The sequence below is a fragment of the Lachnoclostridium phytofermentans ISDg genome (assembly GCF_000018685.1).
In the GTDB taxonomy this organism is placed as follows: Bacteria; Bacillota; Clostridia; order Lachnospirales; family Lachnospiraceae; genus Lachnoclostridium; species Lachnoclostridium phytofermentans.
The window spans coordinates 773183-788891 of sequence record NC_010001.1 but is presented as its reverse complement, the minus strand read 5'-3'; the positions used below and the strand labels follow the sequence as shown (position 1 = coordinate 788891).

Below are 15709 nucleotides of genomic sequence, written 5' to 3'. Positions count from 1 at the left end.
CTCCGTTCCTGCGTAATATTTTAGCGCATTAAAAAGTCAAATTCTTTTCTGATTTTTTCTATATATTATTCTTATCGCCTCCATGGCAAATATAATCTCTTCTAGGATAGTCTTTGCCCCAATAATTGTCAATATGCCAATCCGTATTCGCATCCGAAAGTGCTCAAAATTCTACAATTCCCCGGTGCATTTTAAAAAAGAAGGCAGACTCACTATTGTGAACTGCCTTCAAACTTAATTCTATTAATTCATGTTTTCGATAATTTTTGCAACCCATTTACTCAAATTTACAGATGCTTTTTGAGCTGTTTCAACAACCCTCTCATGAGAGTGCTTGTGCTTCTGTATTCCAGTAGCCATATTTGTTATACAAGATATGCCCAGTACATCAATACCCAGATAATTTGCAGCGATGGTCTCAGGAACCGTTGACATACCAACAGCATCTGCACCATGATTTTTTATCATTCTTATTTCTGCTGCTGTTTCGTAATAAGGTCCCATAAATCCTGCATAGACACCTTCCTTATATTCGATTCCCATCTCATTTGCAATGTTCTTTGCCTTATCTATTAAGTCTAATTTATAAGGTTCCGACATATCTGGAAATCTTGTCCCAAACCTCTCATCATTTACCCCAATAAGTGGATTATCTGATACTAGATTAATAAAATCGTTTATAATCATTAAGGTTCCTGGTTGAAAGTCAGTATTGATTCCACCACAAGCATTTGTCAGTATAAGCTGTTCGATGCCTAATTGTTTCATGACGAAGATTGGATATGCTACCTCTTTCATAGTATATCCTTCGAAATAATGAAATCTTCCTTGCATTGCTAATATATCAACTCCATTTATCTTGCCAAATACCAATCTTCCCTGATGGCCTATTACCGTTGATTTTGGAAAATTAGGAATGTCTTCGTAACTAATATATTCTATTTCTTCAATCACATCAATTAAATCACCAAGTCCAGAACCTAACACAACTCCTACCTTAGGTTTTAAATTATTTTTGCTTTGAATATACTTTGTCGATTCCATAACCTTATCATACATATTATCCATAATTCCATCATTCCTTTCGCTTCGCTCAAGACATAAACAGAGTTTAAAAAACCTTAGTTTATATTTTGAATATATCAATTGCATCTTTTAGTTTTGTAGCATAGCCATATAAAATGTCAGATGCTTCTTCCAATTTTTTTACCGAGCTTTCTTGATAACTTAAGGTTTCATTCACTGTATCAGATGTCGCCAATGTTTCTTCTGAAATTGCTGAAATGCTTTCCACCGCACTTAAAGTACTTTCCCTTGCACTATTCATATTCTGTACATTAGTATTGATTTGATCCAAATTGGCAAGAAGTCGCTCCGTTCCTCCATTCATATGATGAAATGTTTCTATTGTTTGATTCACAATGGAAGACTGAGTGTTTACAATTTCTTTTGCTTCATTTGCAGAATTTGCTGTATCAATGGTTTGAATTCTGATTTCTTCTATTACTTTCTTAATATTATCAGCTGCAACTACGGAGCCTTCTGCCAGTTTCCTTATTTCATCTGCAACAACTGCAAATCCTCTTCCTGCTTCTCCCGCTCTCGCCGCTTCAATCGATGCATTTAAGGATAATAAATTGGTTTGGGCTGCTATTTCATTTATTACATCAATAATTTTCTCAATAGACTTAGATTTTATCCCCAAATCCTGAATGTTATTCACTACATTTTCTGTAATTTTACTAGTTGCACTAGACTGTTTCGTCAAATCATCCACAATAACGAGACCACTTTGAATAAAATCTTTGGTTTCCTTCGAAACACTTTCTATTTCCACTACACTATTTTATGATATCACAAGAATTACAAAAACATAGAATAAATGAAAGAATACTAGATAGTTAGTTTATCATAATTTAGAATGTATGACCATATATTTTGTTTAATTAAAATATTTAAACAACTTTTAATATTTTTCTAAAGACATTTTTTTGTGGTAACAAAGCTTGGAATAATCAGGCTTATCTCAGTTCGCAAGCTTATTTGTCACCATCAGGAAAACATCTACTATGATAGCATAAACGGAAAATTTTACATATTGTAGCTTTTCTAAAAAGAAAGCAGACTCACTATTATGTGATATCTGCCTTCAAAAGCCTTCAGTTTTAAGACGGTTGTCAGAACTCTGAGCCGTAATGCTTACTTTTTAAATTGTTTCATGCTCCCATTTAACTTTTCAGCCAATTGGGATAATACTTTACTGGCTTCAGCAATCTGGTCCATTGCTGCAGCCTGTTCCTCTACCGATGCCGACATTTCCTGTGTGTTTGCGGCGCTATCCTCTGCAATAGCTGATAAGCTTTGAATCATATCAATAATCACTATATTCTTATTTGCTATTTCATCGGTTGACTGGCTTATGCTGTCTATATATTTTTTAATATCATCAATAGCATAAGCTATTCCTGAAAATTTGGCTTCAGTGGAAGATACGCTCTCTGATTGTATTTTTACAACCATATCCATTTCTTCTATCTTCTTTACAGCCTCATCAGTTTTGAGTGTAAGCATATTAGTTATTTTTTCAATTTCTGAAGTAAATTTGTTTGAGTTCTCTGCCAGTTGTCTTATCTCATCTGCTACAACTGCAAAGCCCTTTCCGTGTTCTCCTGCTCTTGCCGCTTCTATGGCTGCATTCAACGCTAGAAGGTTCGTCTGGTTTGATATTTGTTTGATCATCTGGCTTGCATTGACAATATCCTTAGCACTTTCATTGGTCTCTATTATAGTAGTCCGAACCTCTTTAGCAGCTTTTCCGTTTTGTACCGTTTTTTCAATCAGGTCGCCTAAAATTGCAGTACCTTCATTTTTCAGCTCGTTGACACGGTCAGCAACTAACCTTAGCTCCTCAACCTTGTTTTGATCCTCATTTACCAATATTCCAAGGCTTTCCATTTCACTGACACCTTTTTGTGTTTCCAAAGCCTGGTCAGAGGCCCCTCCGGCTATACCTTCAATAGCTTTGGCAATCTCCATAAAAGAATCTGATGTTTCATCGCTTATACCGCTTAGAACAAATGAAGATTCGGTAAGTTTGTCCGAAGTTACAGCTATACCTTCAATTAAAGCTTTTATGTCATTGATTACTTTTCCAAAGGCCTGTGAAAGCTCTCCTATCTCATCTTTACGATTTAAGAACTTCTCAGGAATTTTTTCCGATACATTTAAATCTTCTATAATCTTTATAAGCTTTTTAAGCGGATTTGAAATCCTTATTGAGCTTATAAACCAAATAGCAACAAAGAGAGATATATTCATTATCATCAAAGTTGTTTGTATGTATTTTAAGCTTACAACTTTTCCGGATGCAAACGCTTCGGCAGCTGTTACCGCTGCATTGGTGGATGCAAAATAATTTTCGCTTTCAGTTACTAAAGAATCAAAATTTCCGGTTTTTCTGGCAACTTCAATGGAAGCCTTTAATGACTGCCATTCGTTTTTAACTTTGTTCATTTGGTCGATAAAGGCCGCATCAGTGGCTTTTGGCAAGCCCAAACCAGTGTCACCTTCTATCAGACCGTTTATAATTCCGTCCAATTTATTTATAAGTCCGTCATCAGGCTTTTTAGCCATTTCCAGCTTAATTAACCTCTGGGTTGCACCCCGCACGACGCCAGATGAATTGATAACAGTTCCATCAAGCTGCATTTTGTCAATCTGGTAAAATACCACAACTGTGCTTGTCACAGAAAAGACTAACAATAAGACAACGATAGTTCTTAAAGTATTTCTTATGTTCATTGAGCATTCCTCCAAGTCAATTTTTTACACTCCTTTTCAAGGTGCGACGTCTATTTTCGCACTGCGAAGTTAGGAGATATTTATATCTGTTAGATATGTTATTCAGGCCGTTAATAGTATACAATAGAATATTTTTTTCATATACTAAAATTTGTAGTATTTTCTTATTTTTTGTAGTATTTTCTTATTTTCCCAAATGTGACTAAAAAGAAAGCAGACTCATATTGCAATCTGCTTTCAAAATTAATAAACGAGAGTTCCAAATTCTTATTTTATCCTTATTCTGACATGACTTTTAGCGGTGTTCCGATGCCATCTGCTTATATATCTCATATCGCTCTTTGGCTTGATTTTCTGTTCTCGTAAAGAGTTCTTCTGCCTGCTCTGGATATGCTTTTTCCAGTGCACTGAAACGAACCTGCCCCATAATAAAATCTCGGAAGCTTTCTGTAGGCTCCTTAGAATCTAATATAAAAGGATTCTTCCCTTCCTCTCTTAGGGATGGGTTATAACGATACAGGTGCCAATATCCTGATTTCACTGCTTTTTTAATATTTTCCATACTACGCCCCATACCCTCTTTAATACCATGACTGATACATGGTGAGTACGCGATAACAAGTGACGGTCCTGGATAGCTTTCCGCTTCTTTTAGTGTCTTGGTAAGCTGAGCATTATCTGCATGAATACCAACCTGAGCAACATATACATTACCATAGGTCATCATCATTCTTCCCAGATCCTTCTTACCTTGTTTCTTGCCGGATGTGGCAAATTTAGCAATTGCACCTGCCGGAGTAGATTTTGATGACTGACCGCCCGTATTGGAATATACTTCAGTATCAAATATCAGTACATTGATATCTTCTCCGGAGGACATAACATGATCAAGGCCGCCGTATCCGATATCATAAGCCCATCCATCACCACCTACTATCCATATAGATCGTTTTATAAGATAATCTTTGTTTTCTTTAATCTCATTTACCAGTTGTTCGGTTTCATTATCTGTTGATATAAAATGCTCTAACACATCCGAAACTTTTTTACTAGCTTCTTTCGATGACTCACCATCCTCTTTATATTGTAGCCAGTCTTGGAAAGCTTCTTTCACTCTTTCTTCCACATTTAAATCGATTAGCTTTCGCATATTCATTTCTATTTTATTTCGTATTTGCTTCACAGCAAGGTACATACCAAATCCATATTCTGCATTATCCTCAAAAAGTGAATTTGCCCAAGAAGGTCCTTTGCCTTCTTTGTTCATTGTGTATGCGGTACTTGGTGCAGAGGAAGCCCATATAGAGGAACATCCAGTAGCATTTGCAATCATCATACGTTCGCCGAAAAGTTGTGTAACCAGCTTAATATATGGCGTTTCTCCACAACCAGCACAGGCACCTGAAAATTCTACTAACGGAGTTTTGAATTGGGTATCCTTATAAGTCGAACCATAGTTTAGATTTTCTTTGAAACCGACTTCTTCTACAGCAAATTTCCAATTTTCAACTTCTTGTGGTATTAGTGTTTCGATTGGCTGCATGATTAGTGCCTTTCCTTTTGCTGGGCAGACATCAGCGCAGTTACCGCATCCGGTACAATCCATTGGACTTATTTGGATCTTAAATTGAAGCCCTTCATATGCTTTTCCGGAAGCTCCTTTTGTAACAAATGTATCAGGAGCTTTCGCTAATTCTTCCTCATTTAATAAGAATGGTCGAATGACTGAGTGAGGGCAAATATAAGAACATTGGTTACACTGAATACAACGCTCTACTATCCATTCCGGTACATTCACAGCAATACCGCGCTTTTCATATGCAGTGGTTCCAGAAGGAAAGGTCCCATCTTCTCTACCCGTAAAAGCACTGACTGGTAACTCACCACCCTTTAATTCTGACATCGGTCTCATAATATTATGAATGAAGTCAGGTTCTTTCTCATCCGTCTTTTCATTCTCCGTTATCTCATTCCAACTTTCCGGTATTGTAACCTTATGAATCGCTTGGATACCCTGAATAACAGCATCCTGATTCATCTTCACAACTTTTTCGCCTTTTTTCCCATACATTTTTGCAATTACATTATTCAATTCTTCCAGATATACTTTTTCTGGCAATACATTGATTAGTTTAAAAAAGGCACCTTGCATAACCATGTTAATTCTGTTACCCAGTCCGATTTCTTCTGCTATTTTAATTGCATTAATCGTATAGAACTGAGTATTTTTTTCAGCTAGTTTTCTCTTCATGGATGCTGTAAGATTTATCTCCAATTCCTCTTCATTCCACTGGGTATTGAGTACAAATATTCCACCAGGCTTTAAGCTTTCCAATAAATCATACTTATTTACATAGGACTGATTATGACATGCTACATAATCTGCATGCGTTACCAAATACACTGATTTAATTGGTTCTTGTCCAAATCTTAAATGTGAAACCGTAAGTCCACCAGATTTTTTCGAGTCATAGTCAAAGTATGCCTGAACGTTTAAGTCAGAGTGTTCCCCTATAATTTTAATTGCTTGTTTATTGGCGCCCACAGTACCATCCGATCCAAGTCCCCATACCTGGCAAGCAACGAGTCCTTCCTGTTCCATATTGATTCCTTCTACGGATGGAAGTGATGTATTGGTAACATCATCGTTGATACCTGTGGTAAATGAATTCTTAGGCTGTTCTTTTTTCAAGTTTTCATATACACCAGCAATCTGATTTGGTGTTGTATCCTTAGATGCCAACCCATATCTGCCTCCTACTACAACCGGTGTTTTACTCATTCCTTGTAAACTGGTACATACATCCAAGTAAAGTGGTTCTCCCACAGACCCCGGCTCCTTGGTTCGGTCAAGAACAGCAATTGCCTTTACTGTATTAGGTATTAAATTAATAAAATGCTCGACTGAAAATGGACGATACAGTCTTACTTTAATTAATCCGTATTTTTCACCTTTACTATTAAAATAATCAATTGTTTGCTCAATGGTCTGGGTTACTGAACCCATGGCTATAATCAGGTATTCTGCATCGGAAGCTCCATAATAATCAAATAGGTTATAACTTCTTCCTGTTTTTTCACCAATTTTTATCATGTACTCCTGAACGATTGGTATAATATTCTGATAGAAAGGATTTGCTGCTTCTCTTTCCTGAAAATAAATGTCAGAATTTTGGGCAGTACCACGTACTACTGGATGATTCGGAGAAAGAGCTCTGTTCCGGAATGCTTTCACCGCCTCCATATCTAACAATTCCATATAATCGCTGTATTCTAAAGTTTCTATTTTCTGTACTTCATGACTGGTACGAAATCCGTCAAAAAAATGAACAAAGGGAAGTCTTCCTTTGATGGCTGATAAATGAGCAACTGCTGCAAGATCCGCTACTTCTTGAACAGAACCGGATGCCAGCATTGCAAAACCTGTCTGCCTGGTTGCCATCACATCCTGATGATCACCAAAAATACTTAATGCATGGGTAGCAATCGCTCTTGCACTTACATGAATTACACCGGGCAATTGTTCACCTGCTACTCGATACATATTCGGTATCATTAAAAGTAATCCCTGAGAGGCAGTAAAGGTAGTTGTCAGCGCACCCGCCTGCAAGGAACCATGAAATGAACCTGCGGCTCCTGCCTCTGATTGCATTTCAACCACATTTACTTCCTGACCGAATATGTTTTTTCTTCCACTTACTGACCATTCATCAGATAATTCAGCCATTCCCGAAGAAGGCGTAATCGGATATATTGTTGCAACATCGGTAAAAGCATAGGCTGCATAAGCTGCCGCAGTACCTCCATCAACTGTCATTTCAATCTTTGACATCTACAATTCCTCCTTTCTATAATCTACTTCCGTTATCGACCCAGTTCTTAGCATCAATAACGCTATCTAGTGACGGTTTATTCACCTGATCCACTCTATAATTATCCTCTGAATTCTGCCAAGCTGCAGTTCCTTCGTTATTGGTGGGAGCACAGGCATTAAGACGTTTATTATCTTTTCCCTGTAATTTTTCTTCATTTTGATGTATCATGTTAGCCTCCATTCATATTAAATAAAATTCCAATTCAAAAAGCAGCACAATGCTACTTAGATTGTTTCCTGTTTTTATCATTGCTATTACTTTATTCAGAGATGAAGTTTCCTTCATTTGTGGTTTTAGATAAAATAATTGAAAACTGACTCACGAAATACAAAAAAGCTGCTGTCAGACTAATCAACATTAGTTTGACAGCAGCTTTTTTTTCTAGTACCTCACTTACTGGATTCTTCATCTTTACCATTCTTTGCGTATTCATTGAATTTTTCTACTGCTTTCATTAATTCTTCGGCATCAATATCAAAGATTGCTCACTATCACGATATCTGCCTTATAAAAAATAACCTTTTTACATTTTTTACTTCTGTACCTGTCTTCCCTCATGATCCATCTCAAAATTCTCTGTGTAGATCAACTTAGAAATAGGCACGATTTCATAACCTTTATCTTTTAACCCTACAATTAATTCTTCCAATGCGTCTGCGGTAAATTTAGCACCATTATGGCAAAGTATAATGGAACCATTTCCTAGATGTTTATTATTTAAGACTTGTTTAAGAATGCTATCTTTTCCGTAGTCTTTCCAATCTAGGGAATCCACATCCCATTGAATACAGTAATACCCACATTCTTTTGTTGCTTGAATCAAGGTATTATTATAGTCACCGAAAGGTGGTCTAAAAAGTTGCATATCCTTACCAGTAAGTGCTTTAACCTTATCATGCGGTGACATTATTTCCTTTACCGACTGCTCTTTTGAAAGCTTTGACATCTGCTTATGGTTTTCACTATGGTTTCCCAAATCATGACCGGCTGCCGCTATTGCTTTTACATCATCAGGGTATTTTTCAACCCAGCCACCGGTCATAAAAAATGTGACATTAACATTTTGTTTCTTTAATATTTCTAGTATCCGTGCAGTATCTTCATTCCCCCAGGCTGCATCAAAGGATAATGCAACTTGTTTTTTCTCTGTCTGTACACAATAAATCGGTAGTTCTCGTTTCTCTCCTGCTGCTTTCGCAATAATCTTTGGAACAAAATAAACTCCTACCGCTATAACTAAGATGATGGAAAGTACTAAAATTCCAGTTTTACACCATTTCTCCAATTTGTCTTTATCAATCTCAAATTGCATAGTACTACCTCAACTATAATATGTATTAGTATATTTATATTGAGAAAAAAGACGGTTATGATAAGATTATTAAAACTTTTCCATTCTATATTCTCCATAAAAAGAAGGAATCCCTATCAAGACTCTTGATTGGATTCCTTCTTTTTTAGTTCTTTATTCCCGTAAATACAATCCCTTCAAGGTTTTTGCATGTCTCAATAGACAACTTAAGAAACTGACTTTTTGAAGTTAATGAAATTCAAACAGTGGTTTGTGTTAGGACTATATGGTAGTAGGTATCATCTCCGCTTTCTCTTGCGCCTCTATAGCAACTCTCATTGCTTCAAATGTGTGCTTTTGTGTAATAGCTTTTTCGGTTCGATTAATGCAATCTAAAATAAATTCTCCAAAAAATATAAATCCAACTTTTCCGGTTACTTCATATTTATATTCTCCGTCCTTATTAACAAGATATACATTATCTCCATTTGGTGAATTTGCGACATCGATATATTTTCTTACTTCAATCGTACCTTCTGTTCCTATTATGAATACCCTACCATCACCCCATGCACCCAAGCCATCTGGTGTAAACCAATCTACACGGAAATAACAAGTTGCGCCGTTATCAGCAAGTAGATTGCCCTCACCAAAATCATAAAAATTTGGTTTATCTTTATTCGCATAGTTTGCAATTGTACTATGCGTTACTTTAGCACTATCAGCTCCACTATAGCATAAGAACTGTTCAATCTGATGACTGCCTATGTCGGTAATAATTCCACCATTTTCATCTTTTTCAAAAAACCAATCTGGCCTCGAACCTTTATTCAACCGGTGTGGTGCCAGAATAGTCACTTGAAGTACTCTTCCAATTTTACCACTTTCAATCATCTGTTGCGCAAATACTGCGCCTTCTACATGTATTCTTTCACCAAAATAGATTGCATATTTCTTACCAGTTTTTTGGCAGTAATTCTCCGCCTGATGTAACTCTTGAAGCGTCAATATTCCTGGCTTATCAACAAAGTAATCCTTTCCTTTTTCCATAACAGAAATCCCCAAACGGAGGCGCTCGCAAGGTTTTATTGCACTCGCTATTAATTGGATTCTACTATCATTTAGAATATCTTCTTCACTTTCAGCCACTACAGCTTGAGGAAATCGAGTAAGGAATTCCTTAATTTTATCTTTATCTTTATCATAAACAACAAGTAATGTTGCTCCTGCTTCAGTCAATCCATTACACATAGCATAAATATGTCCATGATCAAGTCCAATTACGCCAAAATTGAATTCACCCTCTTTGCATACCACATTTACTTCACCCTGTGATATGGGAGCATAATTCATTCCGTCCATTTTTTGCACTGGTAAACCCTCTTTTCTTTATAATGTCCCGCCAACTGAAATTCCTATATCCTGAAAATTTTCTACACTTTTTGTCTTTTTATTAAACTTTATAACTTTGCTCATAAATCCTTCTTTTGTATAAAATAAATCTTTCTCAGTCATCGGAAACTGTACGGGTTTTCCTGTAAATGCGGATTGGTAAATACCCATTATAAATTCAATGGTCTTTCTTCCATCTTCTCCTGTAATCAAAGGCATTGTATTAGTTTCAATAGCAGTAACCATATTTTCAATTTGTCCGCAATGCTCTGTATATGATAGTTCAGGAAAACTGTTATAAATTTCTTCAATTGCTTCTTTTGCTTTTATATCTGGTTCTGGATATCCGTTTTGCAGTTGCTTGCTCACAGATATCTTGTGTGGAATTTGAATGGAAGCATTCTGCGTATCAATAATAATACTTTGCTCTTCACCATGATGAAGCAATGAGCTTACTAATGTACCTACTGCACCATTTTCAAAACGAACTGTAGTAATAGATACATCTTCTACTTCACTATTATGGTGATTCTGATTGGATACTAAGGAAGTTACTTCATGAACATTTCCCATAAGCCAGAGAAACAAGTCAATATGATGGACTGCATGAATAAAACTACATCCCCCGCCCTCTTTTTCCCAGGTTCCTCTCCACCACAGATCATAATAGTTATCTCCTCTCCACCACAGAGAGTTGGCCCCTGCAAAATACAGTTCTCCTAAAACACCACTATCTATTAATTGCTTAGTTTTCATGATATCTGTTTTAAAACGATTTTGTGCTAAAATTGATAGCTTTCCACCACCAATTGTAGCTGCCTCAATCATTTTGTCACATTCTTCTAACGTTTGTGCCATTGGTTTCTCACATAATACATGTTTACCGGACATTAGAAAATCTACTGCTGCTTGACAATGCATAGATGGCGGAAGGCATATAGATACCAAATCAATATCGTCGCGTGTTAGAAGTTCGTGGTAATCTTCAAACACTTCACAATTAAGATTGTATTTTTGGGCTTTTTCTTCTGCTTTATTTCTATAAACATCCACAAGCGCTTTAATTTCACATCTTCCTTTTAATTCTAAGTATGAATTGATATGTATGTTTGCAATATCACCAACTCCTAAAATAGCAATTCCTAACATTCAACGCTTCCTCTCATTTGTTTATTTTTTCTTATTTTCTTAAAAAATCCTAATTGAGATAGTATCAGGCTCAAAATAGCAATTAAGAAGATAATGCAGATTGGTCTTGTAAACATTGGGGTAATGCTACCGCTTGAAATTGTAAGTGCTCTTCTTAAATTTGAGTCTGCCATTGGTCCTAAAATAACTCCTAAAAGGAATGGCGCTGCTGGATACTTCATAGCAGATAAGAAAAATCCTATAATACCAAATACAAACATAACCTTTACGTCAAACATACTGTTATTAATTACAAATGAACCAACTACGCATAAAACAAAAACAATTGGCATTAATATTTCTTTCTTTAATCCTAGAATTTTAACTGTAAATTTAGATAAAATTAATGCTAATACCCACATAGCGAATGCACTCACAATTAAAAACATGCTAATTTGATATAAGAACTCTGGTGTTTCTCTCATTAATAATGGTCCCGGTCGATATCCATGCATCATGAAAGCTGCCATTAAAACAGCTGCTGGTGCAGAGCCTGGAACTGCAAGGGACATAATTGGAATAATAGCACCACCAATGCAAGAGTTATTACCGGTTTCTGAAGATACAATACCTGATATTTCTCCCGTACCAAATTTTTCAGGGTGCTTACTTCTTGATTTCGTAGTCCAATAAGACAAATAGGCACCTACATCCTCACCTACTCCAGGAATAATACCTACAAATACACCAATTAACGCTGAACGGATTACCGCTATTTTGTTATCCCAAATACATTTAAAACCTTCTACCATTTTAAATGGTGACATTTTTAATGCCTTAGTATCTGACTTTTTAAATGCAGCAATTATTTCTGGGAAGCCAAACAAACCGATCATAACAGGTATTAATTGCACTCCCGCCATAAGATTAACATTTCCATAGGAAAAACGAGGGTATGATATAATAGTATCAAGTCCAATTTGAGCTACAAATAATCCCATAATACCAGATATCCAGCCTTTTACAGCATTACCATCTGATGTTAAATTTCCACAGATAACTACACCAAATAAAGCTAGAAGGAAAAATTCCCAAGATCCAAGTTTTAATGAAATACTAGTCAAAATCGGAGTTAAGGTTAAAACGCATAAAACACTAATTACAGTTCCAAGGAAGGATGATGTTGTAGCTACGAATATAGCAAAACCACCTTTTCCTTGTTTTGCTAATGGAAATCCATCGAGTGCTGTTGCTGCTGCTGCAGGAACTCCTGGAATATTTAATAAGATTGCCGATTGGCATCCGCCAGAAATAGAACCTACATATACGCCAATTAGAGAAACCAATGCTGTCGTGGTAGGAAAAGAGTAGGTTAAACCAGTCAAAAGTGCAATTGCCATAGTGGAACTTAGCCCTGGGAGCATACCCATAACTAATCCACAAAGTGTGGAAACAAACAAAACCAGAATATTTATTGGCTGACTAACCGTTTGAAACGCATCAATTAAATAATGTATTGCCATTAATTCACCTCTTTCTTACGGCAATGGAATACGGAATATTATTTGAAATATCAGTATAATTCCGCCAACTGCACCAATGGATGTTAATAAAATTTTAACTAAGGATGCTGCATTTAAATAAATCATTAAAAATGCAATAAATATAATACTTGCTAACCAAAAAGGAAAAATACTTAATAAAACAAAAGTGTATATTCCCATAATAATGGTTCCTACTATCATACTAATAATTGTATGTTCTTTGTAATTAGCGCTAAACCATTCCTTTAATTCATTTATTCTACTTTTAATACTGCTACCTTTCAGACTGGATATCATTAAGAATATGCAACATAAAATCATCGCAAAGCCTAATATTATAGGTAATAGTCCCGGTGATACATACATAGGCTCACCAGCTTTTTTATAAATTCCAAATCCAGACACTATTACATAGATTGATGCAGCCATCAAAATGATAGATGTTAAAAAATCAAACTGCTTAATATTTTTCACGAAATCACCTCTTATAATATGTTTCTATCAAAGTTTTCTCAATTAATAAAAGTTAGGTGCTTTTTTAAAGTACCTAACTTTTACTGGTTACTTTCTAGGCAAACCTATGGTCTTGGAATATTAAGCTCTTCTGGAGATACTTTTGCAATACCAGCATCAAATAATGCCCATGAAACAACGGATGACAACTTACTTAAGTATTCCACAGATTCTTCACGGTTCTTTCCAGTTATAATAAACCCTTTGTTATTACAAAATGTTACAAAACTTTCATCTTTTATTGTGCTTTCAAATGTACTGTCAAGTTTAGCAAGCACATTCTCAGGGAGCCCTTTTGGTACTGCAAGACCAGTGGTTTCACCCATTGGAAGATAAGTATCCATATTAGAAACAGTCTTTAATATAGATGGAATAGTAGGACCGTCCTTAATAACAATATCTTCTGTTGTAAATGCGGCCAAGGCTCTTAATTCACCAGCTTTAATCATATCTTCCATTTCAACCAAAAGTTGTGGAGTAAAATCAACTTCTCCGGATAACGTAGCGATAATTGCTGGGTTTCCACCCTGATATGGAACATGATTGTATTCTATACCTAAAGCTGATTTTAATAATTCTATTGCAATATGTCCTGCACTACCAGGTCCCGCAGTTCCTGCTGTTAATTCACCTGGACGACTTTTTAAGTCTGCAATTAAATCATCTATCGTCTGATAAGGCGAATCTTTTCTTACTGCGATAACATTTGGTGTGAAAGTAGCTAGCCAAATATCCCATTCTTTGTATGTAGTTTTCAAAGTGTCCATAATTGGCATGGAAGTAAATGCCAGCATACCATCTACTAAAAGGTTATAACCATCAGTTGGTGCATTCTTGACCGCTAATGAACCAACTGACCCTCCAGCTCCAGGTGTATTGGCTACCGTAATATTAGTTCCCAAAATTTTTCCCATTGGTTCTGCCAAAGCTCTTCCTGTTAAATCAGTGGAACCTCCTGGATTAAAAGGTACTGTCATGCTAATATCTCTCGTAGGATATTCTTTTGTCTTTTCCCCTAGCATACCTTGGATAGTAGGCCATAATAGCGCTAATATTGCAATAACCGCTACTATTGCAATTAGACCAAGATTTTTTTTGTTTTTCATAACATTCTCTCCTTTTTTGTTTTTGTAATATCATAAACAGAATTTCCCTCATACAGGGAACAATCCTGAATAATATTCTGAATATTTTCTTGATTCTCACCATTGATAATTGAAAACAAGATGGTGGCTGCTGATTTACCCAAATTGTATTCATCTTGTTCAATATGAGTAAAATTATTGTACCCTGTCACTGCCCATTCAGGAGATCCAATCAACATAACAGATATATCTTTACCAATTTCAATATTTTCTTTCATCAAATATCTTACTCCACCCTGAGCTTGTACATTATATCCATAGAAAATTGCTGTTATATCAGGCCTTGTTTTCAACAGATTTTTGGTCATTTTATATCCGTCTTCCTCACTAAATTCACCATCAATTACAATTGCTTCCTCTGAAGTTATTCCACTAGCTGCTAGTGCATCCCAAAATCCATTTTTTCTAGAATCTAGATCGTTAATTCGAGAATTCCATCCAATGAAAGCAATGTTACGATGTCCTTTTAAAGCAAGATAATGTGCTCCTTTATAACCACATTGATAATTATTAGTGGTTACCCAAATGAAATCATCTATACCCTCTAAAGGACGGTCCATTACTACCATAGGAATTCCAATTTTTCTTAATTGCTCAGTATTTTTTACTCCCTCGTAAGTTGGAATAATAATGTAACCATCCATTCTGTGCTGTGCCATCCTATTAATAATGACCTTTTCTCTCTTAGGATCATCGAAAGTATTATATATTGTTAAGACATAGTCAAATTGATCGGCAACATTTTCTATAGCTAAAATTATTCTGGTAAAAAATTGATTCGAAAACTGCGGAACTAATACAGCAATAATTTTTCTTTTCTCTCCTTTTAAACTACTTGCCACACTACATTTAACATAATTTAAATCTTTTGCAGCTTCAAGAACACGTCGTCTCATTTCATCACTAATATAGCGTTCTTTAGAATCATTTAGTACATATGATACAGTAGATGCTGTTGTACCAGCTAATTTTGCTACATCCTTTAAAGTTGCATATTTCCCATTCATAACACTCACTCCT

At 35.8% G+C, this 15709-nt stretch carries 13 protein-coding genes; all 13 read right to left on the bottom strand.

What is annotated here, in order from left to right; translation table 11 throughout:
• Positions 1-243 precede the first annotated feature (243 nt).
• The gene (locus tag CPHY_RS03275; protein WP_012198637.1) at positions 244-1068 is read right to left on the bottom strand and encodes a purine-nucleoside phosphorylase; all 825 of its coding nucleotides are present in this window, start codon (positions 1066-1068) and stop codon (positions 244-246) included.
• A 58-nt stretch (positions 1069-1126) separates the two neighbouring features.
• Complete coding sequence (locus CPHY_RS03270) at positions 1127-1837, bottom strand: methyl-accepting chemotaxis protein (protein ID WP_012198636.1); 711 nt, start codon at positions 1835-1837, stop codon at positions 1127-1129.
• A 362-nt stretch (positions 1838-2199) separates the two neighbouring features.
• A complete protein-coding gene (locus CPHY_RS03265) occupies positions 2200-3801 on the bottom strand; it encodes a methyl-accepting chemotaxis protein (RefSeq protein WP_012198635.1) in 1602 nt (533 codons plus the stop codon).
• A 295-nt stretch (positions 3802-4096) separates the two neighbouring features.
• On the bottom strand, positions 4097-7633 hold the full coding sequence (gene nifJ, locus CPHY_RS03260; RefSeq protein ID WP_012198634.1) for a pyruvate:ferredoxin (flavodoxin) oxidoreductase: 3537 nt from the start codon (positions 7631-7633) through the stop codon (positions 4097-4099).
• A 16-nt stretch (positions 7634-7649) separates the two neighbouring features.
• Positions 7650-7844 (bottom strand): CDIF630_02480 family spore surface protein, encoded by a 195-nt coding sequence (locus tag CPHY_RS03255; RefSeq protein ID WP_049762283.1) that lies wholly within the window; start codon positions 7842-7844, stop codon positions 7650-7652.
• A gap of 91 nt (positions 7845-7935) precedes the next feature.
• Positions 7936-8109 carry a hypothetical protein gene (locus CPHY_RS21580; protein ID WP_157668646.1) on the bottom strand — a complete coding sequence of 58 codons (174 nt, stop codon included), beginning with the start codon at positions 8107-8109 and terminating at the stop codon, positions 7936-7938.
• Positions 8110-8208: 99 nt separating this feature from the next.
• Complete coding sequence (locus tag CPHY_RS03250; RefSeq protein ID WP_012198632.1) at positions 8209-8988, bottom strand: polysaccharide deacetylase family protein; 780 nt, start codon at positions 8986-8988, stop codon at positions 8209-8211.
• Between the two features lie 261 nt (positions 8989-9249).
• Positions 9250-10329: a Gfo/Idh/MocA family protein gene (locus CPHY_RS03245; protein ID WP_157668768.1), complete on the bottom strand. Its 1080-nt coding sequence runs from the start codon at positions 10327-10329 to the stop codon at positions 9250-9252.
• Positions 10330-10356: 27 nt separating this feature from the next.
• On the bottom strand, positions 10357-11508 hold the full coding sequence (locus CPHY_RS03240) for a Gfo/Idh/MocA family protein (RefSeq protein WP_012198630.1): 1152 nt from the start codon (positions 11506-11508) through the stop codon (positions 10357-10359).
• Positions 11502-13010 carry a tripartite tricarboxylate transporter permease gene (locus CPHY_RS03235; protein WP_012198629.1) on the bottom strand — a complete coding sequence of 503 codons (1509 nt, stop codon included), beginning with the start codon at positions 13008-13010 and terminating at the stop codon, positions 11502-11504. Before CPHY_RS03235 ends, CPHY_RS03240 begins: the two co-directional genes overlap by 7 nt.
• Before the next feature lie 15 nt (positions 13011-13025).
• Complete coding sequence (locus tag CPHY_RS03230) at positions 13026-13505, bottom strand: tripartite tricarboxylate transporter TctB family protein (protein ID WP_012198628.1); 480 nt, start codon at positions 13503-13505, stop codon at positions 13026-13028.
• Between the two features lie 104 nt (positions 13506-13609).
• Positions 13610-14650 carry a tripartite tricarboxylate transporter substrate binding protein gene (locus tag CPHY_RS03225; protein WP_012198627.1) on the bottom strand — a complete coding sequence of 347 codons (1041 nt, stop codon included), beginning with the start codon at positions 14648-14650 and terminating at the stop codon, positions 13610-13612.
• On the bottom strand, positions 14647-15696 hold the full coding sequence (locus tag CPHY_RS03220) for a LacI family DNA-binding transcriptional regulator (protein WP_012198626.1): 1050 nt from the start codon (positions 15694-15696) through the stop codon (positions 14647-14649). The genes CPHY_RS03225 and CPHY_RS03220 overlap by 4 nt, the downstream gene beginning before the upstream one ends.
• Positions 15697-15709 lie beyond the last annotated feature (13 nt).